The sequence below is a fragment of the Caballeronia sp. INDeC2 genome (assembly GCF_023631325.1).
GTDB lineage: Bacteria > Pseudomonadota > Gammaproteobacteria > Burkholderiales > Burkholderiaceae > Caballeronia.
In genome coordinates this window covers 142,648-166,525 of sequence record NZ_JALQDG010000010.1, presented here as the reverse complement: position 1 = coordinate 166,525, position 23,878 = coordinate 142,648, and the positions used below count along the sequence as shown (strand labels likewise).

Here is a 23,878-nt window from a genome sequence, read left to right as displayed (position 1 = left end):
CCCGTGTGAAAGTAGGTAATCGTCAGGCTCCTTATGCTCCAAACAAAAACCCCACCCCTGCAAGGTGGGGTTTTTGCATTTGGGGCGGCAAATTTGCACGACCGTCAGCAATCTCACCGCAATCTCCATCTCGCCTTCCACGCCCCGCCGACGTACCGTCGGCACTTCTAGATGTTTACCTTCCTGCAACAAAATACTGTATAAATATACAGTAAAACCAAAGACCGCCGGGTGCTCGAACCATGAGCAGGCCCTTGCTTTTGCGTTGGACGGGGAAACCTCATGGGTGCAGCACTTTCATTGCTCGACATCGGGCTGACATCGCATCTGCATCGTCAGATCTGGCAGGGCAGTCCGATTAACGATCCCGACTCGAACATCATATCGAGCGGATTTCGGACGCTTGATCTGGCCTTGCCCGGCAAAGGCTGGATGCCCGGCACAGTCACCGAGTTACTGATCGAAGAGAGCGGCGTGGGCGAAATCAGATTGCTCGCGTGCATGCTTCGCGAACTGACAGTGGGCAAAGACCGCTCCGTCATCTTCATCGCGCCACCGTGGAAGCCTAATCTGGCCGCGCTTCGGGCGATGAAAATCGCGGTCAACAAACTGGTCTGGGTCAAGGCGCCCGAAGATCAGGTGCTCTGGGCTGCGGAACAGTCGCTGAAGCAGGAAGGCATCGGCGCTGTGTTGATCTGGCTGCCTCAAGTGCGTCCCGAAGCGCTGCGAAGGCTGCAAGTAGCCGCTCAGGAAGCGCAGTCGCTGGCGTTCCTGTTTCGTCCGCTCAAAGCGGCGAAGCAATCATCCGCCGCGCCGTTGCGCATGGTCTGCAGACCGATACTTCCCGCCGGCGCACAGGCGATGAACCGTCGCGAATGGATGCAAGCCGTCATGCTCGAAATCGACATCATCAAGCGGCGTGGTCCATTGCTGAGCAAGCCGCTCCAGTTGAGCTTGCCGCTGCAGATGCCTGCTCTGCCCGAACATATTCGTCGTGCGCATCAGGCAAGGAAAGCACGAGAGGTCAAACATGTTGTGGATAGCGGTGACATTGCCGCTTTTATCGCTCGAAGCAGTCAGGCCGCCCTCGATGCCCTCGGCATCGGGGAATTCGATCTCGCCTGGAGCAACATCGACGCCGAATGACATTCGCGTCGGAGATATCGATCAGCCATGCTTCGCACTCGCCGATCACGCGCGCATCCTGATGCCGGATCTCGTCGCGTTTCGGCTCGGCGTGCGGCCCGGCAGCACGCGCTCGCACGCGTTCGCGCTGGCGCCGCAACTGACGCTGCTCGCCGTCGATATTCGCGAAGAGCAGAACGCGCTCGAAGCGGTCGCGCTGGCGTTGCTCGCGTTTACGCCCAAAGTCGTGCTGGCCCATGCGAATACGGTACTGCTCGAAGTCGGCGCGAGCATGCGGCTCTTCGGCGGATTGCGCGCGTTGCTGTCGAGGGTGACATCGACGGTGAAAGGATGCGGTTTCACCTCGCGCATGGGCTGCGCGCCGACCGCATGGGGCGCGTGGCTGCTGGCGCACGCGCGCACGCGTCGGGTTGCGCGGCGCGTGCGCATCGTGAAAGAGACGACGCTCTTTCACGTGCTCGATGCGTTGCCGGTATCGCTCATCCCGTCGGCGCATTCGCACGGCAACGTGTTCGAGCAGATCGGCTGCGCCACGCTCGCCGATTTGCGTCGTCTGCCGCGCAAGGGCGTTGCGCGGCGGTTCGGTCAAGGCGTCCTGCAATGGCTCGCACAAGCGTACGGACAGGCGCCCGATCCACGCGAGGCGTTTTGCGCGCCGGCGTCGTTCGAGGCTCGGCTCGAATTGCAGGCGCGCGTGGAAAGCGCCGAGGCGTTGCTGTTCGCCGCCCGCCGGCTCGTGCTGCAACTCGCCGGCTGGCTGAGCGCGCATCATGCGGCGGTCAGTGAATTTTCGCTCTTGCTCGAGCACGAACTGGCCGCCCGTCACGCGCCGAAAACGTCGACATTCAAGGTGTCGTGGGCCGTGCCGACGCGCGAAGCCGATCACATTCTCTGGCTGCTGCGCGAGAAACTAAATCAGACGACGCTCGCAGCGCCCGTGATCGAAATGAAGCTTCTTGCCGACAAGGTCAGCGAGCATGCGCCGCCGGCCGAGACCTTGTTTCCGATGCCCGGTTCCGACAGCGAATCGGTAGCGCAATTGCTCGAACGTCTGAGCGCGCGGCTCGGCACCGGGAACGTCGTGCAACTGGTCGCGCGAGACGATCATCGGCCCGAAGCGGCGATGACGGTCGAAGCTTATAAGCCTGCAGGCGAATCGAAGCCGAAGCGCGGGAAGAAATCATCGAAGATGCAAGCAGCAAAAGCAGATACGCCGGCCGAAGCAGAAGCGAAAGCAGAACCCGAAGCGGAAGCAGAACCCGAAGCGCAAACCGAATCCAGGGGCCCGCTCGAGCTTCCCGATCTGGCCGTTCCTTCGCAGCCGCGTCCGTCGTGGATACTCGAAACGCCGCAAAAGCTGCTCTTGCGCAACGAGCGGCCGTTCTATCGACGCCCGCTGAAGCTGATCAGCCGGACCGAGCGCATCGAGGCGGGATGGTGGGACGGCAATGGTGTCCAGCGCGATTACTACGTCGCCGCCGACGATCGCGGCCGCATGTTCTGGCTTTATCGCGAACGTCTCACCGGCGAATGGTTCCTGCACGGTTTCTTCGGATGATGCCGCCATGGATGATTTGAGCGACATCATCGGCCTGGGCGATGGCGACGAAGGCGACGACAATGCCGCAGTTCTCGGCGCGATGTCGGCCTCGGCGTTGTTGCCCGGCTATGCTGAACTGCATTGCCTGAGCAACTTCTCGTTTCTGCGCGGCGCGTCGCATCCGCAGGAATTGGCCGCGGCAGCGCTCGAACACGGCTATACCGCGCTCGCGATCACCGACGAATGCTCGCTCGCGGGCGTCGTGCGCGCGCATGCCGCGATCAAGGACATCGAAGCGAAGGCGCTCGCCGACGCTGAAGCCGCACAGCGTGCCGGCGAACCGCCGCCGAAGAAGCAGGAACTGAAGCTGATCATCGGCAGCGAACTGCATCTCACCGATGCCGACGGCGAGCCGTTCTGCATGCTCATCGCGCTCGCGACGAATCGGGCGGGCTACGGCAATCTGTCGGAGCTCATTTCGCATGCGCGCGCTCGTGCGCCCAAGGGCAGTTACAAGATAGGCCCGGAGGATTTCACGGATCCCGCCGCGTCATCCAACACGGCAGATCTGCGCGGCGATATTGCTCATCTGAGGCACTTGCCTGATTGCATCCTGATTCTCGTGCCGCAGAGATCGGCGACGCTTGCCGATACGCTCGACCGCGCGCACTGGCTGGCCGGCTTTGCCGCGGGCCGTGCGTGGCTCGCGCTGGAGCTGTGGCAGGACGGCAGCGACGACGAGCGTCTTGCTTCGTGCCGCGTGATCGCGGAAGCGAGCGGATTGCCGCTCGTCGCTGCAAGCGGCGCGCTGATGCACGCGCGCTCGCGCAAGCCTTTGCAGGACACGCTGACCGCGATTCGCCTGAACCGGCCGCTTGCCGAATGCGGCTACGCGCTCGAAGCGAACGCGGAGCGGCATCTGCGCACGCGGCTGCGCATCGGCGCGCTGTATCCAAAAGAGGCGATCAGGGAAACGCTGAAGGTGGCCGCCCGCTGCATCTTCAATCTCGAGGAACTGAAGTACGAATATCCCGAAGAGTTGGTGCCGCCCGGCGAGACGCCCGCGAGCTATCTGCGCAAACGGGTGATGGCGGGCGCGTTGCAACGCTGGCCGAACGGCATGGACGCCAAGACGATCGGTCTTATCGATAAAGAGCTGGCGCTCGTCGCCAGGCTGGAATACGAGAAGTACTTCCTGACTGTTTATGACATCGTCGCGTTTGCGCGTAGCAAAGGCATTCTGTGTCAGGGGCGAGGCTCGGCGGCGAACTCGATCATCTGCTATTGCCTGTTCATCACCGAACTCGATCCGGTCCGGATGGGCTTGCTGATCGAGCGCTTCATCTCGCAGGCGCGCAACGAACCGCCCGATATCGACGTCGATTTCGAGCATCAGCGGCGCGAGGAAGTCATCCAGTACATCTATCAGAAATATGGGCGGCATCGCGCGTCGCTGGCGGCGTCGCTCATTACGTATCACACGCGCAGCGCGCTGAAGGATGTCGGCAAGGCGCTCGGGCTCGATGCGTCGCTGATCGAGCGCATCGGCAAGTCGCAGCAGTGGTGGGACGGGCCGTCGGCGGTGGCGGGCTATCTCAGGGAAGCGGGTTTCAGCGACGATTCGCATGTCACGAAGCATCTCATCCGGTTGACGCGCGAACTGCGAGGCTTTCCGCGGCATCTGTCGCAGCACGTCGGCGGTTTCGTGATCGCGCGGGAGCGATTGTCGCAGCTCGTGCCGATCGAAAACGCAGCGATGAAAGACCGCTGCGTGATTCAGTGGGACAAGGACGACATTGATCAGCTGAAGCTCCTTAAAGTGGACGTGCTCGCGCTCGGCATGCTGTCGGCGATCCGGCGCGCCCTCGAATTCGTCGCGCTGCGGCGCGGCGTGCCGGGTTTCGGCATGTCGCATATTCGGCGCGAGGACAAGGCCGTCTACGAGATGTGCTGCCGCGCGGACACCATCGGCGTGTTTCAGATCGAATCGCGCGCACAGCAAAGCATGCTGCCGCGCTTGCGGCCCGAGAAGTACTACGACCTCGTGATCGAAGTGGCGATCGTGCGGCCCGGCCCGATTCAGGGCGGCATGGTGCATCCGTATCTGCGCCGCAAACAGGGGCTGGAAGAGGAGGATTATCCGAAAGAGGAATTACGGCCGGTGCTCGGCCGCACGCTCGGCGTGCCGATCTTTCAGGAGCAGGTGATGAAGCTCGCGATGGTCGCGGCGAACTATACGGCGGAGCAGGCCGATCAGTTGCGCCGCGCGATGGCCGCGTGGCGTCGCGGCAGTCATCTGGAGAAGTATCAGGCCGATCTCATGACGAAGATGCTCGCGCGCGGCTACGAGCACGATTTCGCCGCGCGCGTGTGCAAGCAGATCGAGGGATTCGGCGAATACGGCTTTCCGGAGAGCCACTCGGCGAGTTTCGCGCTGCTCGTTTATTTCAGCGCGTGGATCAAGCGTTACGAGCCCGCGGCGTTTCTGGCCGGTTTGCTGAACAGCCAGCCGCTCGGTTTCTATTCGCCGTCGCAGCTCGTGCAGGATGCGCGGCGTCATGGCGTGCCGGTGTTCGCGCCCGATGTTTCCTTAAGCGATTGGGAATCGGTGCTGGAAGCGCGGTCCGGCAACGGCGAGCGCGTCGTGTTCGATGCCGGCAAGGAGCGGCGGCGTCAGCAGTTCTATGGCGCGGCCGCGTCGGATCGCGTGTTTCGGAAGACCGTGCGGCGAGCGGCGCGCAGACTCAGAAAGCGCGTCGAGCTGGATGGACGGCAATACGGCGCGAAAGGGCCGGGCGTGCGCATCGGCTTGCAACTGATCAAGGGTCTGCCGCAAGCGGCGGCCGAGCGGATCATGGCTGCGCGTGCGCAGGCGCCGTTCATCGATGTCGACGATCTCACGCGCCGTGCCGCCTTGTCGCGGCGCGAACTCGAAGCACTCGCGGCGGGCAATGCGCTTGCGAGCATCGCGGGGCATCGGCGTCAGGCGTGGTGGGCGGTCACGGCGCAACAGCGCGCGCCGGAATTGCTGCGCGATGCGCCGATGAGCGAGACGCCGCTCTTGCTGCCGGAAGCATCGGAAGGCCGCGAAATCGTCGATGATTACGCGAGTCTCGGCCTCACGCTCAATCGTCATCCGCTCGCGCTTTTGCGCGGCAAGCTCGCGCGGCTGCGCTTCAAAACCGCCGCCGAACTCGCGGACATCAAAAACGGACGCTTCGTGCGGGCGTGCGGCATCGTGACGGTGCGGCAAAGACCGGGCACGGCGAACGGCACGATCTTCGTGTCGATCGAGGACGAAACCGGTGCGATCAACGTGATCGTCTGGCCGGGCCTCGTCGAGAAGCAGCGCAAAGTGCTGCTGGGGGCGTCGCTGCTCGGCGTGCACGGCGTCTGGCAAATGGACGGCGACGTGCGACATCTGGTGGCGCAGCGGCTCGAAGACCATAGCGCGCTGCTCGGCCGCCTCGCCGCGCCGAGCCGCGATTTTCACTGATCCGGCATGGCCGGATAGTTCGCGAGCAGCCCCGCAATCGCGCTATCGAACGGCGTGCGCCGGCCGATGCCCAGCGCTTCCAGCCGGCCGGAATCGAGATGACAGTCGCGCGGGCGCGGCGTCGCGTCCGTCGGCGTGCGCTGTGCGACGAGTTTCGAGTCCACGTTCAGCGTTCGCGCGATGCGCTCGGCGATATCGAATTTCGTCATCGGTTCTTCGCCGGACCATTGCGTGATGCCGGAGATCGTCGCGCCTTTCGCATGATGTTCGAGCATTCCGCGGATCACCGCTGCGACATCGGGCGTGAAAGTCGGATAGCGCGTCGCCCAGGCGTCCATCGACGCGGGCGCGCTCGCCGGATCGGCCGATTTGACGATCGCGGGCGTGAGGCTCGTCACCGCCGATTCGTTCCAGTCGGTGAACGGTCCGTAAAGCAGCGGCAGGCGCAACACGCAGGACGACGGGGCGCTCTCGAGCAATGCGCGTTCGCCGTCCAGCTTGCTCTGTCCGTAGGCGTTGAGCGGCGCGGGCGCATCGTCGGGAAAATAGGGCGGAGCGGTGCCGTCGAACACGTAATCGGTCGATATCGACAGAACCCACGCACCGAGCGCGCGCGCTTCGCTTGCGATCACACGCAACGCATCGACGTTCAACGCGCGTGCGCGTGCCGGATCGTTTTCACAGATGTCCGGACGGCGCTCGGCCGCCGCGACCACGATCGCATCGGGCGCGAATTCGCGAAAGAAGGCGGACACGGCGTCCCGATCGAGCAGATCGAGTTTCACGTTCCGTGCGTCCGCGCGGCTGTGCGCCGTGCGCACGATACGCCATTGCTTTGCGCCGGTCGCGCTCTCCAGTTCGTTGGCCATGGCGCGGCCCAGCAATCCCGACGCGCCGATGAGCGCGACCGTCAAGCGCTCGTTCCCCCTCATGCCGAAGCGACGCCGACGACCGTGTAGCCGGCTTCGTCGATGGCTTCTTTCAGCGCGTCGTTCGATTGTCCGGACTCGACTACGACCGTGCCGCGCTGCAAATCGACTCGAACCTGCGCCTGCGGATCGATTTCGTGAATCGAGCGCGTCACGGCCGCGACGCAGTGCTGGCAACTCATGCCCTGAACTACGAATTCGGTCATTGCGATTTCCTCTTTAAAAGGTCTGGATGAACGTCATCGTATACCTTGCCATGATGGGAAGGTGTAGAGTCGAGATGACATTTTTTGGGAGCGAACGATGAACATCGGTGAAGCGGCCCGCGTGTCGGGGGTGACGGCGAAGATGATCCGCTATTACGAGAGCGTCGGCTTGCTGAATCCGGTCGGGCGGACGTCGTCCGGATATCGCGTGTACGGCGATCAGGAAGTGCATGCGCTGCGCTTCGTGCGACAGGCGCGGCGGCTCGGCTTTCTCGTCGAAGACATCCGCAAACTGCTTGCTTTGTGGCAGGACCGGTCGCGGGCGAGCGCCGAGGTGAAGTCGATCGCGCTGGAACATGTCGCGGAGCTGGACCGGCGAATCGCCGAGCTAACGGAGATGCGCGACACGCTGTCACATCTGGCGATTCACTGCCACGGGGATGCTCGACCGGAATGCCCGATTTTGGACAAGTTGGCGCAGTAAATGCACCAATAATGTGTTTCGGTCAATCGGAGAGCCCATCAAGTTTTCCGCAATTGTCCGAAAAATCAGTGCTTTAAAGCAAGAAGCCAGCCCGCACCATTCCGAATCTGAATGCACAGTATTCAAGCATTTCACTACCCCGGCGCGACTGTTCTCCTCTATAATTCGGGTATTCCCTAGTGCGGGTAATCCCTGACCCCGAAATGCCAGGGACTTTTAAAGACCTTGGAGAACATCATGTTTGCATTCCTGATCGAAAAACTGAGCTTTTGGTTCGAAGTCGCCGAGCAACGCCGTCGCGAAGCGTATCTTGCGCAATCGACGGACATCGTCCAGCTCGAACAGCGCATCCGCTCACTCGAATCGAACGGCTATAACGCATAAGCGTTTCGTTCCTGGCGCGCAAGGCGCCAAACGTGAAAGTTGAAAGAGCCCCGCACATCAGCGGGGCTTTTGCGTTTCTGCTCGATGCGCGCGTCGCCGAGGCTCAATGCTTTGGCGGATGCTGTTCCAGCCACTGCTTCATGAACGAGATTTCCTTCTCCTGCGCAGCGACGATCTCTTTCGCCAGCTTGCGGAGCTTCGCGTCTTTGCCGTACTTCAATTCGACCTTCGCCATTTCCACCGCGCCCCGGTGATGCGGAATCATGTGCGCGACGAAATCCCGGTCGGCATCTCCCGTGTACTCGACGCCCGACATGCCCGACATCATTTTCTGATCGGCGGACTGGAATGCGGCGGTGGACGACACATCCGTGGGCTTCGGCGCGTGCTGTTCCATGTTCATGCCAGGCATCGCATCGCTGGCGGGTGCGGCGGGCTGTGCGATCGCGCTTGCGCTACAGAGGGCGGCAAAGATGGCAAGAGCGAGTCGTTTTGATTTCATCGTATCTCCTGTGAAGAGGGCGGTTGCGAAGCTGCTTATGAGTCGAAACGCCTAGCCTAAAGCTTGCCACCGGGGTAAGGTAAAGCGGTATCGTCTACATAAAGAGCGCACGATGCTAGGTCACATCAAAGTCGCGACGAACATCCGCATGCGCGATCGCGTCGCGAGAATCGCATGTGTTGGCGTCGCGCTCGCTGCAGCCTCGCAAGCAACGTTCGCCAAGCCCGGAGGCGAGCCTCTCGTGCTCGATACGCAGACCGGCATCCACAGCGGCGTCAGCGGGACCGTGCTTCAGAGCGGGCCGCTCGGCGGTCCCGGCATGGTGCCGATGGCGACATTGCCCGGACTGCCGCAGGAGCCCGAGCCGCCGATCGTGGTCTCACCCTACGTCGAATACTCGAACGGGCAAAACACCGTGCCCACGCAGCCAGGAGGCGGCGTACGCCCGCGCGTGCCGCGCACGCCTCATCCCTGAAACGGGCCAAGGCTCAGTCCGCGCGATGTTCCAGCTTGAACGACGCGTGGTCGTCCTCGCCGAGCGCGTCGACGAGATAGGGCAGCGAGCCCTTTAGTTCTTTCGCCAGCGTGTAGGGCGGATTGATCACGAACATGCCGCTGCCGAAGAGGCCGAAGCCGTCCGTCGGCGGTTTTCTCACGATGAGGGCGGCGTGCAGCCAACCTTTCGGCTGAATGGCCTTCAACTGATCGGCGAAACGCTGCGACTCGGGACGCGTGACGATCGGATACCAGACCGCGTAGGTCCCCGTCGCGAAGCGCTTGATGCTTTCCTCGAGACACGTGAGCGTGCGCGCGTAGTCGCGCTTGTCCTCGTACGACGGGTCGATCAGCACGAGCGCGCGGCGCGGCGGCGGCGGCAGGAGCGCCTTGATGCCGTCGAAGCCATCGCCTTCGTAGATCATCGCGCGCCGGCCGGCGTCCCGGAAATTGTGGCGCAGCACGTCGATCTCCGTGCTATGCAACTCGAAAAGCCGCATGCGATCCTGCTCGCGCATCATGCGCCAGGCGAGATAGGGCGAGCCGGGATAGAACTGCAGATCGCCGTCCGGATTCAGCGCGTTGACTTCATCGACATAGTCGGCGAGGAGCGGCGGCAGATCGTCTCGCTCCCGAAGCTTCCCGATTCCCGTTTCGAATTCCGCGTTTTTCGTCGCGAAGCCTTCTGTGAGCGAGTAGACACCGGCGCCGGCGTGCGTGTCGATGTACCAATACGATTTGTCCTTCATGCCGAGATGGCGAAGCATCTGAATGACGATTGCGTGTTTCAGCACATCGGCGTGATTGCCCGCATGAAAGGCGTGACGATAACTGAGCATGACGAGAGGCCTGCGCGAGGCGCGAAAAAAACAGGAATGAAAAGCTGCGGGAAGGGAGCTTATTCTAGCCGACGCCGCCCGCCGCACTATTCACGACGCCCGGCTTGCGCCGCAGCTCACTGCTTCCTTCATGCACAATAGCCGCTCCCGGACATTCATGAACAGTCGGCCAAACGGCATAGGCATTCTGATGTTTCACGCGAGTTTTCCTATGCCGAACGGCCAGCTTGATGGTCGTGCCGATGGATGTTGTCATTCACCTGATGTCTTCCACTGGATAGGAGGTTCGCATGTCATCAAACGGTAAGCTCGACGGCAAGACCGCGGTCGTGACGGGTGCGGCGAGCGGCATCGGTCGCGCGATCGCATTCACGCTCGCCGGTGCGGGCGCGGCGGTCGCCATCGCAGACCTGAATCAGGCGGGCGCGGACGCGGTCGCCGGGGAAATTCGCGGCCAGGGTGGAAAGGCCATCGGCATCGCGATGGACGTGACGGACGAAGATGCGGTCAACCAGGGCATCGATCGCGTTGCGTCGGAGTTCGGCTCGGTGGACATCCTCGTGTCGAATGCGGGCATCCAGATCGTCAATCCGATCGAGAACTACGCGTTCGCCGACTGGAAGAAGATGATGGCCATCCATGTCGACGGCGCTTTTCTCACGACCAAAGCGGCGCTGAAGCACATGTACAAGGACGATCGCGGCGGCGTCGTGATCTACATGGGCTCGGTGCATTCGCACGAGGCGTCGCCGCTCAAATCGGCATACGTGACTGCGAAGCACGGCTTGCTCGGCCTCGCGCGCGTGCTCGCCAAGGAGGGCGCGAAGCATAACGTGCGTTCGCACGTCGTTTGTCCGGGCTTCGTGCGCACGCCGCTCGTCGACAAACAGATTCCCGAGCAGGCGAAGGAACTGAAGATCAGCGAAGAGGAAGTCGTGAAGCGCGTGATGCTCGGCGGCACCGTGGACGGCGTGTTCACGACCGTCGAGGACGTCGCACAGACGGTGCTCTTCCTGTCCGCGTTCGAAACGGCGGCGCTGACGGGGCAATCGTTCGTCGTGAGCCACGGCTGGTTCATGCAATAAGGGAGAAGACGCGGGATGTCGGAAATCGATAACGAAAACGCGGTGCGAGTGTCAGCGTCGGTCGGAGCGCGCACGCAGCCCCGGATCCATTTGCCGCCTTACGAGACGATTGCGCTGATGCTGCAGGGCGGTGGCGCGCTCGGCGCCTACCAGGCGGGCGTCTATCAAGGACTGCACGAAGCGGACATTCATCCGAACTGGATCGCCGGCATCTCGATCGGCGCGCTCAACACGGCGATCATCGCGGGCAATGCGCCGGAGCATCGCGTGACGCGTTTGCTGGAATTCTGGGAGACGATCTGTCAGCCGGCATTCGGTTTTCCACTGCCGGCTTTCGTCGAACGCGCGCTGTTCGATTCCGTCGATGAGATTCGCAAGGCGTTCACCGCGATGCAGGCCTTCGGCGCGCTCGTCGAAGGGCAAAAGGGCTTTTTCGTGCCGCGCTTTCCGCCGCCGTCGCCGATCGCGTCGGGCTCGCCGCAAACCGCAAGCTATTACGACACGACACCGCTCAAGGCCACGCTCGAGCGTCTGTGCGATTTCGACCGCATCAATTCCGGCGAGACTCGCGTGTCGGTCGGCGCGGTGAACGTCGCGACGGGCAATTTCGCCTATTTCGACAACACGCAGATCGAGTTGCGTGCCGAGCATTTCATCGCGTCCGGCGCGTTGCCGCCGGGCTTTGCCGCGGTCGAGATAGACGGCCAATTCTATTGGGACGGCGGCCTCATGTCGAACACGCCGCTCTACGAGATTGCGCAGGCGACGCCGCGGCGCGACACGCTCGCCTTCCAGGTCGATCTGTGGAGCGCGCGCGGGCCGGTGCCGGACAGCATCGTCGACGTCATGGGGCGCGTGAAGGACGTGCAGTATTCGAGCCGCACGCGTCTCGTCACGGATCAGATGCAGCGATCGCAGCGGTACCGCAACGTCTTGCAGCACGTGCTCGACCTCGTGCCCGAAGAGACTCGCAAGAACGACGAATGGTGCAGGCTTGCCACCGAGCTGGCGTGCTCGAAGCGCTACAACATCATTCACCTGATCTACCGGCACAAGGAATACGAGGGCCACTACAAGGACTACCAGTTCGGCCTCTCGACGATGCGCGAGCACTGGGAAAGCGGTCTCGCCGATATGCGCCGCACGCTGGCGCATCGCGACTGGCTCGACATGCCCAACGGAGAATCGCGCTTCGTCACGCACGACATCCATCGCGACGAGCGATAACTGCGTTCCGCACGCCGGAATGCTCATCTTGGGCGAGAAAGTGTGCCAGTTTGTATAATCGCGGACGCATTCCGGTGGCTGTTCCCGTCGATGCCGCCGGGCGTCAAGATTTTTTCCGGCTTTAGATGAACTCGATCTCGATCTGCTTCGTCTGTCTCGGCAACATCTGCCGCTCACCCAGCGCGGAAGCGGTGATGCGCGACCTCGTCGAGCGTGCGAAGCTCGGGGGCCGAATCGTCGTCGACTCGGCGGGCACGGGCGACTGGCACATCGGCGAGCCGCCGGACGAGCGCGCCCAGGCCGCCGCGAAGAAGCGCGGCTACGATCTGTCGAAGCTGCGCGGACGCCAGGTCGCCGCCGGCGATTTCGCGCGCTTCGATTTGTTCATCGTCATGGATGACGCCAACGCTGCCGCGTTGACGGCGATCTGCCCGGCCGAGCATCGCGGCAAGATTCGCCTGCTCATGGAGTTCGCCACGGGCGACGACAGCCGCGTCGTGGTCGATCCGTACTTCGGTGGCGAGGAAGGTTTCGAAAAAGTGCTCGATCAATGCGAGAACGCGTGCGAAGGCTTGCTGAACGCCTTGCGCGCCCAGCTGACAGCCTGACAGCCCGTCGGCTTGCCCGCCGTGCGAGGGCAAAAAAAACCGATTAAAAAGCTACTTATCTCGCCCGGGATACTTGACTAAAACTGTGGGCTATTTATACTTGACGAAAATCATCGAGTATTAGCGTTAGCCCCCAATTATGAGACTCACCACGAAAGGCCGTTTCGCCGTCACGGCGATGATCGACCTGGCGTTGCGCCAGGAGCAGGGCCCGGTGACGCTGGCAGGCATCAGTCAGCGCCAGCGCATCTCGCTTTCCTATCTGGAACAGCTCTTCGGCAAGCTGCGGCGGCATGAGATCGTCGAATCGGTTCGCGGACCGGGCGGCGGTTACAACCTCGCGCGCCGCGCGGAGAACGTCACGGTCGCCGACATCATCATCGCGGTCGATGAGCCGATCGACGCCACGCAATGCGGCGGCAAGGGCACGTGCGAGGGCACGAAGCAGCACGACGGCCACTGCATGACGCACGAGCTCTGGGCGACGCTCAACCAAAAGATGGTCGAGTATCTCGATTCCGTCTCGTTGAAGGATCTGGTCGACCAGCAGCGCGCACGCGAAGGTTCGTCGGCGGTGTTGCGCGACCGGCGCGCCGAGTCGGCTGGCGTCGAGGCCGCGCGCGTTGCGCCCAAGGGTCCGAATTCCATTTTCAACCTGGCCGGATGACATGAGCGCCGCCCCGGCACGAGAGCCGGGCGCGCATATAGAAAGCATCACAGCCAAGAGCTTTGACCGATTTCCCGGAGCGACTGATGAACAACGATATTCCCCACCTGCCCATTTACATGGACTACAGCGCGACGACCCCCGTCGATCCGCGTGTGGTGGACAAGATGATCCCGTATCTTCGCGAGCAGTTCGGCAATCCGGCCTCGCGCAGCCACCAGTACGGCTGGGATGCGGAGCGTGCGGTCGAGGAAGCGCGCGAGAACGTCGCGGCGCTCGTCAACTGCGATCCGCGCGAGATCATCTGGACGTCGGGTGCAACGGAATCGGACAACCTCGCGATCAAGGGCGCCGCCCATTTTTACAAGAGCAAGGGCAAGCACATCATCACCGTGAAGACCGAGCACAAGGCGGTGCTCGACACCACGCGTGAGCTGGAACGCGAAGGCTACGAAGTCACGTATCTCGACGTGAAGGACGACGGTCTCATCGATCTCGACAAGTTCAAGGCGGCGATCCGCCCGGACACGATTCTCGTCTCGGTAATGAGCGTGAACAACGAGATCGGCGTGATCCAGGACATCGAGGCGATCGGCGAGATCACGCGTGAGAAGGGCATCATTTTCCACGTCGATGCGGCGCAAGCCACCGGCAAGATCGAAATCGATTTGCAAAAGCTGAAGGTCGACCTGATGTCGTTCTCGGCGCACAAGACTTACGGCCCGAAGGGCATCGGCGCGCTGTACGTGCGCCGCAAACCGCGTGTGCGCATCGAAGCGCAGATGCACGGCGGCGGTCACGAGCGCGGCATGCGTTCGGGCACGCTCGCGACGCATCAGATCGTCGGCATGGGCGAGGCGTTCCGCATCGCGCGCGAAGAAATGGCGACGGAGAACGAGCGCATCCGCATGCTGCGCGACCGTCTGCTGAAAGGCCTGCAGGACATGGAAGAGGTGTACGTCAACGGCGACATGGAACGCCGCGTGCCGCACAACCTCAATATCAGCTTCAATTTCGTCGAAGGCGAATCGCTGATCATGGCGGTGAAGGATGTCGCGGTGTCGTCGGGATCGGCGTGCACGTCGGCGTCGCTGGAGCCGTCGTATGTGTTGCGTGCGCTCGGCCGCAACGACGAACTCGCGCACAGCTCGATCCGCTTCACGGTCGGCCGCTTCACCACCGAGCAGGACGTCGACTACGTGATCAACCTGCTGAAGACCAAGATCGCGAAGTTGCGCGATCTGTCGCCGCTCTGGGAAATGCACAAGGACGGCATCGACATCTCGACCATCCAGTGGGCCGCGCACTGAGCGACACGCGTCACCGAACAAAGGAGAGTTTGAATCATGGCTTATAGCGACAAGGTTCTGGACCACTACGAAAACCCGCGTAACGTCGGCTCGTTCTCGAAGGACGACGACACCGTCGGCACCGGCATGGTCGGCGCGCCGGCGTGCGGCGACGTGATGAAGCTGCAGATCCGCGTAGGCGCGGATGGCGTGATCGAGGACGCGAAGTTCAAGACTTACGGCTGCGGCTCGGCGATCGCATCGAGCTCGCTCGTCACCGAATGGGTGAAGGGCAAGACGCTGGATCAGGCGCTGACGATCAAGAACACGCAGATCGCCGAAGAACTGGCGCTCCCGCCGGTGAAGATCCACTGCTCGATTCTCGCGGAAGACGCGATCAAGGCGGCGGTCGCCGATTACAAGCAGCGTCATGGCGTCGCCGCTCCGGAAGCGCAGGCGGCAGAAGCGAAGCAACACGCAGCATAAGTGATGAAAGCGGGCGCGATGCAGGTGCGTGGCGCCTCGAAGAGAGAAGCGAAGACTATGGCAATCACGTTGACGGATAAAGCGGCACAACACGTGCAGAAGTATCTGATGCGGCGCGGCAAGGGCGTCGGCCTGCGGCTGGGCGTGCGCACGACGGGCTGTTCGGGTCTGGCGTACAAGCTCGAATATGTCGATGAACTCACGCCCGAAGACACCGTGTTCGAGACGGCGGGCGTGAAGATCGTGATCGACCCGAAAAGTCTTCCGTATCTCGACGGCACCGAGCTCGACTTCGCCCGCGAAGGGCTGAACGAAGGCTTCAAGTTCAACAACCCGAACGCGAAAGACGAGTGCGGCTGCGGCGAATCGTTCCGCGTCTGACGTGGATCGCGCCGGCGGTATCGGCAAAAGAGGCGGCGCGTGCCGCCTTTTTCATTCGCGCACACTGAATCCATAGGCACAGCATGGGCTCGCTCACCGACAGTCACTTCGATCTCTTCGATCTGCCGCAAACCTTCGCCGTCGATCCGCAACAACTCGACGACGCGTATCGCACCGTGCAGGCGCAAGTGCATCCGGACCGTTTCGCCGCGGCCGGCGACGCGCAAAAGCGTCTCGCGATGCAATGGGCCACGCACGCGAACGAGGCCTATCAGACGCTGCGCGACCCGCTCAGGCGCGCGCGCTATATCCTGTCGCAGCGCGGCATCGACGTCGGCGCGGAGAACAACACCGCGATGGAGCCCGCGTTCCTGATGCAGCAGATGGAATGGCGCGAAAATATCGAGGATGCCGCGAACGCGAAGAACATCGGTGCGCTCGAAGCGCTGCTCGACGAACTGCGCGAAGAAGAGCGCGTGCGTTTCGTGAAGCTCGAGGCGCTGATCGACAGCAGATCCGATCAGGCCGCGAGCGAGGCCGTGCGCCAGTTGATGTTCATCGAACGCGTGGCGCATGAAATCGGCACGCAGATCGAACGGCTGGAACACGCGTAAGAACACGCGAAGTACGAGTCAGCCGCAAATAACCCCATAAGACCAACGATGGCTTTACTGCAAATCTCAGAACCCGGCATGACGCCCGCGCCGCATCAAAGGCGCGTGGCGGTCGGTATCGATCTCGGCACGACGAACTCGCTCGTCGCGGCCGTGCGCAGCAGCGTGCCCGAAGCGCTGCCCGACGAGGACGGCCACGTGCTGCTGCCGTCGGTCGTGCGCTATCTGGAGAAGGGCGGACGGCGCATCGGCCGGACCGCAAAAGAAGAAGCCGTCACCGATCCGCGCAACACGATCGTGTCGGTCAAGCGCTTCATGGGCCGCGGCAAGAGCGAAGTCGAGGGCGCGGAGAACGCGCCGTACGATTTCATCGACGCGCCCGGCATGGTGCAGATCCGCACGATCGATGGCGTGAAGAGCCCGGTCGAAGTGTCGGCGGAAATTCTCGCGACGCTGCGTCATCGCGCGGAAGATACGCTCGGCGAGGATCTCGTCGGCGCGGTGATCACGGTGCCCGCCTATTTCGACGAAGCCCAGCGGCAGGCGACCAAGGACGCCGCGAAGCTCGCCGGCCTGAACGTGCTGCGCCTCTTGAACGAACCGACCGCGGCGGCGATCGCCTACGGTCTCGACAACGGCTCCGAAGGCCTTTTCGCCGTCTACGATCTCGGCGGCGGCACCTTCGACCTGTCGATCCTGAAACTCACGAAAGGCGTCTTCGAAGTGCTGGCGGCGGGCGGCGATTCCGCGCTCGGCGGCGACGACTTCGACCACGCGCTGTACCGCCATGTGCTGGAGCAGGCGGGCGTCACGCTCGATACGCCGGAGGACGTGCGCCTGATGCTCGATCGCGTGCGCTCGGCGAAGGAAGCGCTCTCGGACGTACCCGAGACGCGCGTGCAGGCGACGCTTTCCACGGGCATCGAAATCGACGTGGCGGTGAGCGAAGCGCAATTCGCCGCGCTGGCCGAATCGCTCGTCGCGCGCACGCTCGCGCCGACGAAGAAAGCGCTGCGCGACGCCAAGGTCGCGCCGAAGGACATCAAGGGCGTCGTGCTGGTCGGGGGCGCGACGCGCATGCCGGTCATCCGCCGCGCGGTCGAGGCGTTCTTCGGCCAGCCGCCGCTCATCAATCTCGATCCGGATCAGGTCGTCGCGCTGGGCGCCGCGATTCAGGCCGATCTGCTCGCCGGCAACCGTCGCGGCGAAGGCGACGACTGGCTGCTGCTCGACGTGATCCCGCTGTCGCTCGGCGTCGAGACGATGGGCGGCCTTACCGAGAAGATCATCCCGCGCAACTCGACGATTCCCACCGCGCGCGCGCAGGATTTCACCACCTTCAAGGACGGCCAGACGGCGATGGCGATTCACGTCGTCCAAGGCGAGCGCGAACTCGTCTCCGATTGCCGGTCGCTCGCGCGTTTCGAACTGCGCGGCATTCCGCCGATGGCGGCCGGCGCGGCGCGCATTCGTGTGACCTATCAGGTCGATGCGGACGGCCTGCTTTCCGTGTTCGCGCGCGAGCAGGCGTCGGGCGTGGAGGCATCGGTGGTGGTGAAGCCGTCGTACGGTCTCGCCGACGATGAAGTCGCCCGCATGCTCGAAGAGAGCTTCAAGACCGCGGAAACCGACATGCACGCGCGTGCGTTGCGCGAGGCGCAGGTGGAAGCGGAGCGGCTCATCGAAGCGACGCACGCCGCGCTCGAAGCCGATGGCGAATTGCTCGACGACGAAGAGCGCGCCGAAATCCTGACACTCGTGAACGGAGTCGCGGCGCTCGCGAGCGGCGATTCGGCCGACAAGATCGAAGAGGCCACCAAAGCGCTCGCCAACGGCACGGACGAATTCGCCGCGCGCCGCATGAACAAGAGCATCCGCCGCGCACTCGCTGGCCGCAAGCTCGACGACGTCTGATCGTCTCGCGGTTATCGAACAAACAAGCAATTACGGAAAATCAGTCCCATGCCTCAAATCGTTGTGCTGCCCCACGTGGAGCTCTGCCCGGACGGCGCGGTGATCGACGCCGACGTCGGCAAGAGCATCTGCGACAACCTGCTGGAACACGGCATCGAGATCGAGCACGCCTGCGAGAAATCGTGCGCGTGCACGACGTGCCACGTCATCATCCGGGAAGGCTTCAACGCGCTCGAACCGTCCGAAGAGGACGAGGACGATCTGCTCGACAAAGCGTGGGGTCTCGAACCGACATCGCGGTTATCATGTCAGGCAATGGTGCCTGCCGACGAGGATCTGGTGGTCGAGATCCCCCGGTACTCCATCAATCACGCCAAAGAAAATCACTGACAGGAGGCTCGCCCATGAAGTGGACAGATACTCAGGAGATCGCGATGGCACTCACCGACGCGCATCAGAATATCGACCCTCAATATGTGCGTTTCACTGACCTGCATCGCTGGATCACGGAACTGGACGGTTTCGACGACGATCCGGAAAAGTCCAACGAGAAGATTCTGGAAGCGATCCAGGCGGCGTGGATCGAGGACGCGGATTACTGACCCGGTCCTGCCTGCATTCTCACGAACGGCGGCTCATTACGAGCCGCCGTTTCGTTTTCATCCGCGATTTTCCACTCATCCGCAACGCATTTCATGTTTGACAGAACTTGACGTTGCGGGCGTTGTTGCCCCTTCCCCTGCGACTTAAAATCGCGCCCGCTGCGCGTCGGCAAGCAATGTCAACGCGCTGAATCACGCGTCCGGAAAGGAATCGCCCGCGTGGCAATGCTTCGCATTGCAAACAAATTTTTACATTGCCGAACTCGCGGCGGGCAGTAGTCCGCTGCGGACGATCCGCTGGCGATCACTTGGGGAGAAGTAAATGGGGAAACTCGGCCTGTCGAGGCGCGGTTTTCTGAAAGCGAGTGCGCTCGCTGGCGTGTCGGTGTTCGTTGCGCCGCTCGGCAGCCGTGCGTTCGCCGCGTTGTTCGAAGAGAAGATTCTGACTCCCGTCCAGTGGGATGCGACGAGCGGCGGCGCGAAGTTTCGCATCGACGGCATCGCGAAGGTGACGGGCGCGAAAGTGTTCGCGCGCGATGTCCGCGCCGCGGACATGCCGCATTGGCCTAAAGAGCAGTCGCACGCGCTGATTCTGCGCACGACGCGCGCCGATTGCGTCTACGAGGGTTTCGATCTCTCGATGCTCGAAGGCGCCCTCGCGCCCGATCGCATCGTCACGGCGGACGATCTCGCGCGCGACAAGCTCGCGTTCCCCGCCTTCTACGGCGACGACATGCTGCTGCCCGCCGGCAAGACGCCGGCGTATCTCGGGCAGGCGGTCGCGATCCTGATCTATCACGACTTCGCGCGCTTTCGTTTCGCGAAGGACAAGCTCCAGTTTCGCGACGGCGTCATCCGCTACGGCGCGACGACCGGCCCGCTCGAGCGCGACCCGTGGGCGGCGTTCCGTTTCGTGCGCGTCGGCGGCAAGACGCCTTACGACGACGACACCTTCTCGAGCCTCAAAGATACGCCGCTCTTCCCGCACATGATGAAGAAGCGCGAGCCGGTCTGGGCGAGCGCCGCCGAGCACGGCAAGCTCGACGAGCAGGGCGTGTTCCATGCGAACGCGATCGCCGACGCGCTCGATCATCCGCCGGCGGATTGGCTCGTCGTCGACCGCGATTACCGCACCCAATCCGTCGACACGGCGGCGCTCGAACCCGACAACGCCAATTGCTGGTACGACGCCGCGACGCAGTCGCTGCACATGGTCATTCCGACACAAGGCCCGCACGAAGTGGCCGAAAGCGCGATCGAGATGACGGCGAAGTCGCACTTTCCGGTGAAGAACCTGTTCCTGCATCCGTGCTACACGGTCGGCTACGGATCGAAAGATCACTACAACATGCCGTTCTACGGCCTCATCGCGTCGCTGTACGGCGACGGCCGCCCGGTGCGTCTCGCCAACGATCGCTTCGAGCAGTTCCAGACCTCGATCAAGCGGCACGCGTTCGATATGCGCTATCGCATGGCCGTCGACCGGAAGTCGGGGCTGATTCAGGCGTTCAAGGGCGATTTCGTCGCCAACGGCGGCGGACGCTGCAACTTCTCGCCGTCGGTCGCGATGGTGGGCGCGACGGCGGCGCAGTCCATCTACTACATCCCGAAGAGCGACCTGACCGCGACCGCGATCGCCTCGCGCGCGGTGGACGCCGGCTCGGCGCGCGGCTACGGCACGCTGCAGAGCATGGCCGCGACCGAGATGATGATCGACGACATCGCGCAGACGCTCGGCATCGATCCAATCGATCTGCGTCTGAAGAACGTGATGCGCACCGGCATGAAGAACACGCAGGGCGCGATTCCGGCTGGCGCCGTGCGCGCCGAGGACGTGCTTCGGCGCGCGCAGGCGCATCCGCTCTGGACGGATCGCGCGAAGCGCAAGACGGAATACGAAGCCGCGCATCCGGGCAAGCGCTACGGCGTCGGTTTCGCGTGCACGCAGAAGGACTTCGGCACGGGCGCGGAAAGCGCTTTCGCCAAGATCGAGTTCACCGCCGATGGCCGCATCGCGCTGCATCATTCGGGCGCGGAGATCGGCACCGGTTCGTCGACGTCGCAGGCGCTCGCCTGCGCGAAATGGCTCGGCAAGCCCGCCGCCGACGTCCGCATGTCGACGATCGACTGGACGGACCTGCCTGTCGTCACGAGCGGCGATCCGTACATCATGTCGCAAGCCGAGCAGGATCGCCTGAGCGCGAATCCGCGCTGGTCGCCCGCGTACATGTCGCCGGCGAGCGCGACGAACTCGGCGTTCTACTTCACGCACGCGACGCGCGAGGCGGCGCGCGTGGTCTTCCGTCACGGCATCTGGCCCGCGGCGCTCGCGATCTGGGGGCAGGGCATCGGCGGCGGTCAGGCAAAGTCGTTCGTCGTGCGCATCGGAGACGCGCGCTGGACGGACGGCAAGCTCTCCGCCGACGGACTCGAGCCGATTCCCTTCGAGCAGCTCGCGAAGAAGGCGCACGAACTCGGGCTCGTCACGGGCGCGACTGTGCACACGTTCAATCGCTGGCAATGGAGCGAGGCGCAGTTCGATATCGCGGGCGAGGTCGTGCAAGTTCCGATCGACGGTCTTTCACTCCGCTTCGGCGACGGTAAGGCTAAAAGCGCGGCGAAAGCCACGGGGAACGGCTACACGGTCCTCGACCGCAAGCGCGTCTTCATCCCGCCCGTGCAACGCAATAACGCGGCGGTCACGTACTACAGCGCGCTTGGCACGCTCGTCGAACTCGCGGTGAGCGAATCGAGCGGCGAGGTCGAACTGCTTTCGCATCATTCGATCATGGAGTGCGGCAATCAGATCGCGCCGCAACTCGTGTCGGGCCAGTTGCAGGGCGGCCTCGCGATGGGCATCGGACACGCGCTGCATGAATATCTGCCGCTCTATGAAGACGGCCCGGGCAACGGCACCTGGAACTTCAACCGCTATCGCCTGCCGCTCGCGAGCGATGTCGCCGTGTGGAAGCAGACGGGCGAAGTGCTGCCGCCGCTTTCCGAAACCGATCCGCCGAAGGGCATCGCCGAAGTGGTGATGATTCCGGTGGTCGGCGCCATCGTCAACGCGATCGCGCATGCGATCGGCCATCGCTTCACCGATCTGCCGGTGACGCCGCAAAACATTCAGGAGGTGCTCGCATGACGGCCATCCAATCCGCCGCGGGCATCGAATCGCGCGCGCTCTCGATGACGATCAACGGCGAAAAGGTCGGCCCGATGCAGGTGCCCGCCGGTCTGTCGATGATCGATTTTCTGCACGAGTACGTCGGGCTCACCGGCTCGCGTCTCGGATGCGGTCAGGGCATCTGCCACGCGTGCGTGGTGATCGTCGACCACGCCGACGGCACGAGCGAGGAAGCGCGCACGTGCATCAACGGCGCGCATTTCTTCGACGGCAAGAGCGTGCGCACGGTCGAAGGCCACGCGAAGCGCAATGAGCAAGGCGAAGTCGTCGAGATGTCGGGGGTGCAGCAGAAGTTCCTCGAGCACTTCAGCTTCCAGTGCGGCTATTGCACGCCGGGTTTCGTCAACGCGACGACCGTGCTGATCGAAAAACTCAAGCGCAATCCGATCGCGAAGGACCGGATCGAAGCGACGATCATGGACGCGCTGAACGAGCACATCTGCCGCTGCACTGGCTACGTCCGCTACTACGAAGCGGTCAAGGATCTCCTGCTCGCCACGCCCGGACTCGTGAAGGACGCCGCATGATGAGATCGATCCTGACCCGTCTCCTCGCGCCGCTCGCGGCGGCATCCTTCCTGCTAGCCGGTTGCGGCGGGCAGAACGATATCGCGACGCCGCCGAAAAGCTCGCCCGAGCAGATCGCGCGCGGACGCTACCTCGCCCATGCCGCCGATTGCGCCGCGTGCCACACGGCCGCCGGCGGCGCGCCGTTCGCGGGCGGCGTGAAGCTCGAATCGCAATTCGGCACGTTCTACGGCACGAACATCACGCCCGATCCGAAGCACGGCATCGGCATGTGGAGTCCCGATGAATTCTACGGCGCGCTGCATGACGGGGTGACGCCGAAGCACAAGCTCTATCCGGCGATGCCGTACACGTCGTATCGGCAGATGTCGCGCGAGGACAGCGACGCGATTTACGCGTACCTGATGACGCAAAAGCCCGCCGCGGTGCCGAACGTCGAAGCCGATCTCAAGTTTCCGTACAGCGTGCGCTTCGCCGTGCGATTCTGGAACATGCTGTTCCTGCAGAACACGCTGCCGGATGCATCGACGGGACAATCCGCCGACTGGACGCGCGGGCGTTATCTCGCGAACGCACTCGGCCATTGCGCCGAATGCCACTCGCCGCGCGGCGCGTTCGGCCAGATGCAGGGCGCGCAGACCTTGCAGGGCGGCGCGCTCGGGCGCATCGGCGCGCCCGACATCACGCCGTCCGCGCTCGCCGCGCGCGGCTGGACGGGCGCGGATCTGCAGGCGTTCTTCGCAAGCGGCGTCGCGAAGCAAGGCTCGGCGTTCGGCGAGATGCATCCCGTGATCTATCTGAGCACGCAGCACCTGAAGAGCGAGGACTTGCGCGCGCTCGCGACCTATCTGCTCGGCGACGCGCCGCCGGAACCGGCTCCGCGCGTCACCGTGAAGTCGGGTGATACGGCGCAACTCGGCGCGGGCCGCAATCTCTACCTCGATTCATGCGCGGGCTGTCACGGTACCGACGGTCAGGGCAAGCCGCATGTCGCAGTGGGAATGGACGGCAACTCGACCTTGCGCCAGGCCGATCCGCGCAATCTGGTCACGTCGATGCTCGACGGCCTCGATGCACAGCGGTTCCCGGGCGTAGAGAGCATGCAGCCGATGCCCGGTTTCGCCACGACCTATGGCGATGAACAGATCGCGCAGCTTGCGAACTATCTTCGCGTGACGTGGGGCGGACAGCCCGGCGATGTGACCGCCGACAAGGTGAAGTCGCTGCGCTAAATCCGGACGCTGCAAAAAACGAGGCCACGCGATGTTGC

Annotated in this window: 25 protein-coding genes; 20 read left to right on the top strand and 5 right to left on the bottom strand. The window is 63.3% G+C overall.

Going from position 1 to position 23,878, the window contains the following annotated elements; translation table 11 throughout:
- Positions 1-282: 282 nt before the first annotated feature.
- Genes imuA through NCS28_RS08380 form a run of 3 tightly spaced genes read left to right on the top strand, consistent with a single transcriptional unit; the run spans position 283 to position 6,182 of the window.
- Positions 283-1,146, top strand: a complete 864-nt coding sequence (gene imuA, locus NCS28_RS08390; protein WP_250513386.1) for a translesion DNA synthesis-associated protein ImuA — start codon at positions 283-285, stop codon at positions 1,144-1,146.
- Positions 1,091-2,704, top strand: a complete 1,614-nt coding sequence (locus NCS28_RS08385; RefSeq protein WP_250513385.1) for a Y-family DNA polymerase — start codon at positions 1,091-1,093, stop codon at positions 2,702-2,704. Before imuA ends, NCS28_RS08385 begins: the two co-directional genes overlap by 56 nt.
- 7 nt (positions 2,705-2,711) lie before the next feature.
- Complete coding sequence (locus NCS28_RS08380; protein WP_250513384.1) at positions 2,712-6,182, top strand: error-prone DNA polymerase; 3,471 nt, start codon at positions 2,712-2,714, stop codon at positions 6,180-6,182.
- Here the strand turns inward: NCS28_RS08380 and NCS28_RS08375 are convergent.
- Both NCS28_RS08375 and NCS28_RS08370 read right to left on the bottom strand, forming a co-directional pair.
- Positions 6,176-7,114 carry a dTDP-4-dehydrorhamnose reductase family protein gene (locus tag NCS28_RS08375; protein WP_250513383.1) on the bottom strand — a complete coding sequence of 313 codons (939 nt, stop codon included), beginning with the start codon at positions 7,112-7,114 and terminating at the stop codon, positions 6,176-6,178. The genes NCS28_RS08380 and NCS28_RS08375 overlap by 7 nt on opposite strands.
- On the bottom strand, positions 7,111-7,317 hold the full coding sequence (locus NCS28_RS08370; protein WP_250513382.1) for a heavy-metal-associated domain-containing protein: 207 nt from the start codon (positions 7,315-7,317) through the stop codon (positions 7,111-7,113). The genes NCS28_RS08375 and NCS28_RS08370 overlap by 4 nt, the downstream gene beginning before the upstream one ends.
- A gap of 97 nt (positions 7,318-7,414) precedes the next feature.
- On the opposite strand from NCS28_RS08370, the gene cueR reads away from it, so the two are divergent.
- Together cueR and NCS28_RS08360 are read left to right on the top strand one after the other, a co-directional pair.
- Positions 7,415-7,801: a Cu(I)-responsive transcriptional regulator gene (gene cueR / locus NCS28_RS08365; protein WP_250513381.1), complete on the top strand. Its 387-nt coding sequence runs from the start codon at positions 7,415-7,417 to the stop codon at positions 7,799-7,801.
- A gap of 237 nt (positions 7,802-8,038) precedes the next feature.
- Positions 8,039-8,185 carry a DUF3563 family protein gene (locus tag NCS28_RS08360; RefSeq protein ID WP_250513380.1) on the top strand — a complete coding sequence of 49 codons (147 nt, stop codon included), beginning with the start codon at positions 8,039-8,041 and terminating at the stop codon, positions 8,183-8,185.
- A 103-nt stretch (positions 8,186-8,288) separates the two neighbouring features.
- Here NCS28_RS08360 and copM read toward each other — a convergent pair whose 3' ends face one another.
- Positions 8,289-8,687 carry a CopM family metallochaperone gene (copM, locus tag NCS28_RS08355; RefSeq protein WP_250513379.1) on the bottom strand — a complete coding sequence of 133 codons (399 nt, stop codon included), beginning with the start codon at positions 8,685-8,687 and terminating at the stop codon, positions 8,289-8,291.
- A 112-nt stretch (positions 8,688-8,799) separates the two neighbouring features.
- Here copM and NCS28_RS08350 point away from each other — a divergent pair, with 112 nt between their 5' ends.
- Positions 8,800-9,162 (top strand): hypothetical protein, encoded by a 363-nt coding sequence (locus tag NCS28_RS08350; protein ID WP_250513378.1) that lies wholly within the window; start codon positions 8,800-8,802, stop codon positions 9,160-9,162.
- 13 nt (positions 9,163-9,175) lie between these two features.
- Here NCS28_RS08350 and NCS28_RS08345 read toward each other — a convergent pair whose 3' ends face one another.
- Both NCS28_RS08345 and NCS28_RS08340 read right to left on the bottom strand, forming a co-directional pair.
- Positions 9,176-10,021 carry a 23S rRNA (adenine(2030)-N(6))-methyltransferase RlmJ gene (locus tag NCS28_RS08345; RefSeq protein WP_250513377.1) on the bottom strand — a complete coding sequence of 282 codons (846 nt, stop codon included), beginning with the start codon at positions 10,019-10,021 and terminating at the stop codon, positions 9,176-9,178.
- 64 nt (positions 10,022-10,085) lie between these two features.
- Complete coding sequence (locus NCS28_RS08340) at positions 10,086-10,277, bottom strand: hypothetical protein (protein ID WP_250513376.1); 192 nt, start codon at positions 10,275-10,277, stop codon at positions 10,086-10,088.
- A gap of 34 nt (positions 10,278-10,311) precedes the next feature.
- Here NCS28_RS08340 and NCS28_RS08335 point away from each other — a divergent pair, with 34 nt between their 5' ends.
- The 14 genes from NCS28_RS08335 (at position 10,312) to NCS28_RS08270 (ending at position 23,840) form a co-directional block, all read left to right on the top strand.
- Positions 10,312-11,106: a 3-hydroxybutyrate dehydrogenase gene (locus NCS28_RS08335; protein WP_250513375.1), complete on the top strand. Its 795-nt coding sequence runs from the start codon at positions 10,312-10,314 to the stop codon at positions 11,104-11,106.
- Positions 11,107-11,121: 15 nt separating this feature from the next.
- Positions 11,122-12,333 (top strand): DUF3734 domain-containing protein, encoded by a 1,212-nt coding sequence (locus NCS28_RS08330; protein ID WP_250513374.1) that lies wholly within the window; start codon positions 11,122-11,124, stop codon positions 12,331-12,333.
- A gap of 125 nt (positions 12,334-12,458) precedes the next feature.
- Positions 12,459-12,941: a low molecular weight protein-tyrosine-phosphatase gene (locus NCS28_RS08325; RefSeq protein WP_250513373.1), complete on the top strand. Its 483-nt coding sequence runs from the start codon at positions 12,459-12,461 to the stop codon at positions 12,939-12,941.
- A gap of 139 nt (positions 12,942-13,080) precedes the next feature.
- On the top strand, positions 13,081-13,608 hold the full coding sequence (gene iscR / locus NCS28_RS08320; RefSeq protein ID WP_061121070.1) for a Fe-S cluster assembly transcriptional regulator IscR: 528 nt from the start codon (positions 13,081-13,083) through the stop codon (positions 13,606-13,608).
- Between the two features lie 86 nt (positions 13,609-13,694).
- Positions 13,695-14,918 carry an IscS subfamily cysteine desulfurase gene (locus NCS28_RS08315; RefSeq protein WP_250513372.1) on the top strand — a complete coding sequence of 408 codons (1,224 nt, stop codon included), beginning with the start codon at positions 13,695-13,697 and terminating at the stop codon, positions 14,916-14,918.
- 36 nt (positions 14,919-14,954) lie between these two features.
- Positions 14,955-15,383, top strand: coding sequence for a Fe-S cluster assembly scaffold IscU (gene iscU / locus NCS28_RS08310; protein WP_250513371.1), 429 nt, complete (start codon positions 14,955-14,957; stop codon positions 15,381-15,383).
- 57 nt (positions 15,384-15,440) lie between these two features.
- A complete protein-coding gene (iscA, locus tag NCS28_RS08305) occupies positions 15,441-15,764 on the top strand; it encodes an iron-sulfur cluster assembly protein IscA (protein ID WP_250513370.1) in 324 nt (107 codons plus the stop codon).
- An 83-nt stretch (positions 15,765-15,847) separates the two neighbouring features.
- A complete protein-coding gene (gene hscB, locus NCS28_RS08300; protein WP_250513369.1) occupies positions 15,848-16,378 on the top strand; it encodes a Fe-S protein assembly co-chaperone HscB in 531 nt (176 codons plus the stop codon).
- 48 nt (positions 16,379-16,426) lie between these two features.
- On the top strand, positions 16,427-18,292 hold the full coding sequence (hscA, locus tag NCS28_RS08295) for a Fe-S protein assembly chaperone HscA (protein WP_250513368.1): 1,866 nt from the start codon (positions 16,427-16,429) through the stop codon (positions 18,290-18,292).
- A 48-nt stretch (positions 18,293-18,340) separates the two neighbouring features.
- Complete coding sequence (gene fdx / locus NCS28_RS08290) at positions 18,341-18,682, top strand: ISC system 2Fe-2S type ferredoxin (RefSeq protein WP_250513367.1); 342 nt, start codon at positions 18,341-18,343, stop codon at positions 18,680-18,682.
- A gap of 14 nt (positions 18,683-18,696) precedes the next feature.
- Positions 18,697-18,894, top strand: a complete 198-nt coding sequence (iscX, locus tag NCS28_RS08285; protein ID WP_250513366.1) for a Fe-S cluster assembly protein IscX — start codon at positions 18,697-18,699, stop codon at positions 18,892-18,894.
- Between the two features lie 322 nt (positions 18,895-19,216).
- Positions 19,217-22,039: a xanthine dehydrogenase family protein molybdopterin-binding subunit gene (locus NCS28_RS08280; RefSeq protein WP_250513365.1), complete on the top strand. Its 2,823-nt coding sequence runs from the start codon at positions 19,217-19,219 to the stop codon at positions 22,037-22,039.
- Positions 22,036-22,608: a (2Fe-2S)-binding protein gene (locus NCS28_RS08275; RefSeq protein ID WP_250513364.1), complete on the top strand. Its 573-nt coding sequence runs from the start codon at positions 22,036-22,038 to the stop codon at positions 22,606-22,608. Before NCS28_RS08280 ends, NCS28_RS08275 begins: the two co-directional genes overlap by 4 nt.
- A complete protein-coding gene (locus NCS28_RS08270) occupies positions 22,605-23,840 on the top strand; it encodes a c-type cytochrome (RefSeq protein WP_250513363.1) in 1,236 nt (411 codons plus the stop codon). The genes NCS28_RS08275 and NCS28_RS08270 overlap by 4 nt, the downstream gene beginning before the upstream one ends.
- Positions 23,841-23,878: the final 38 nt, after the last annotated feature.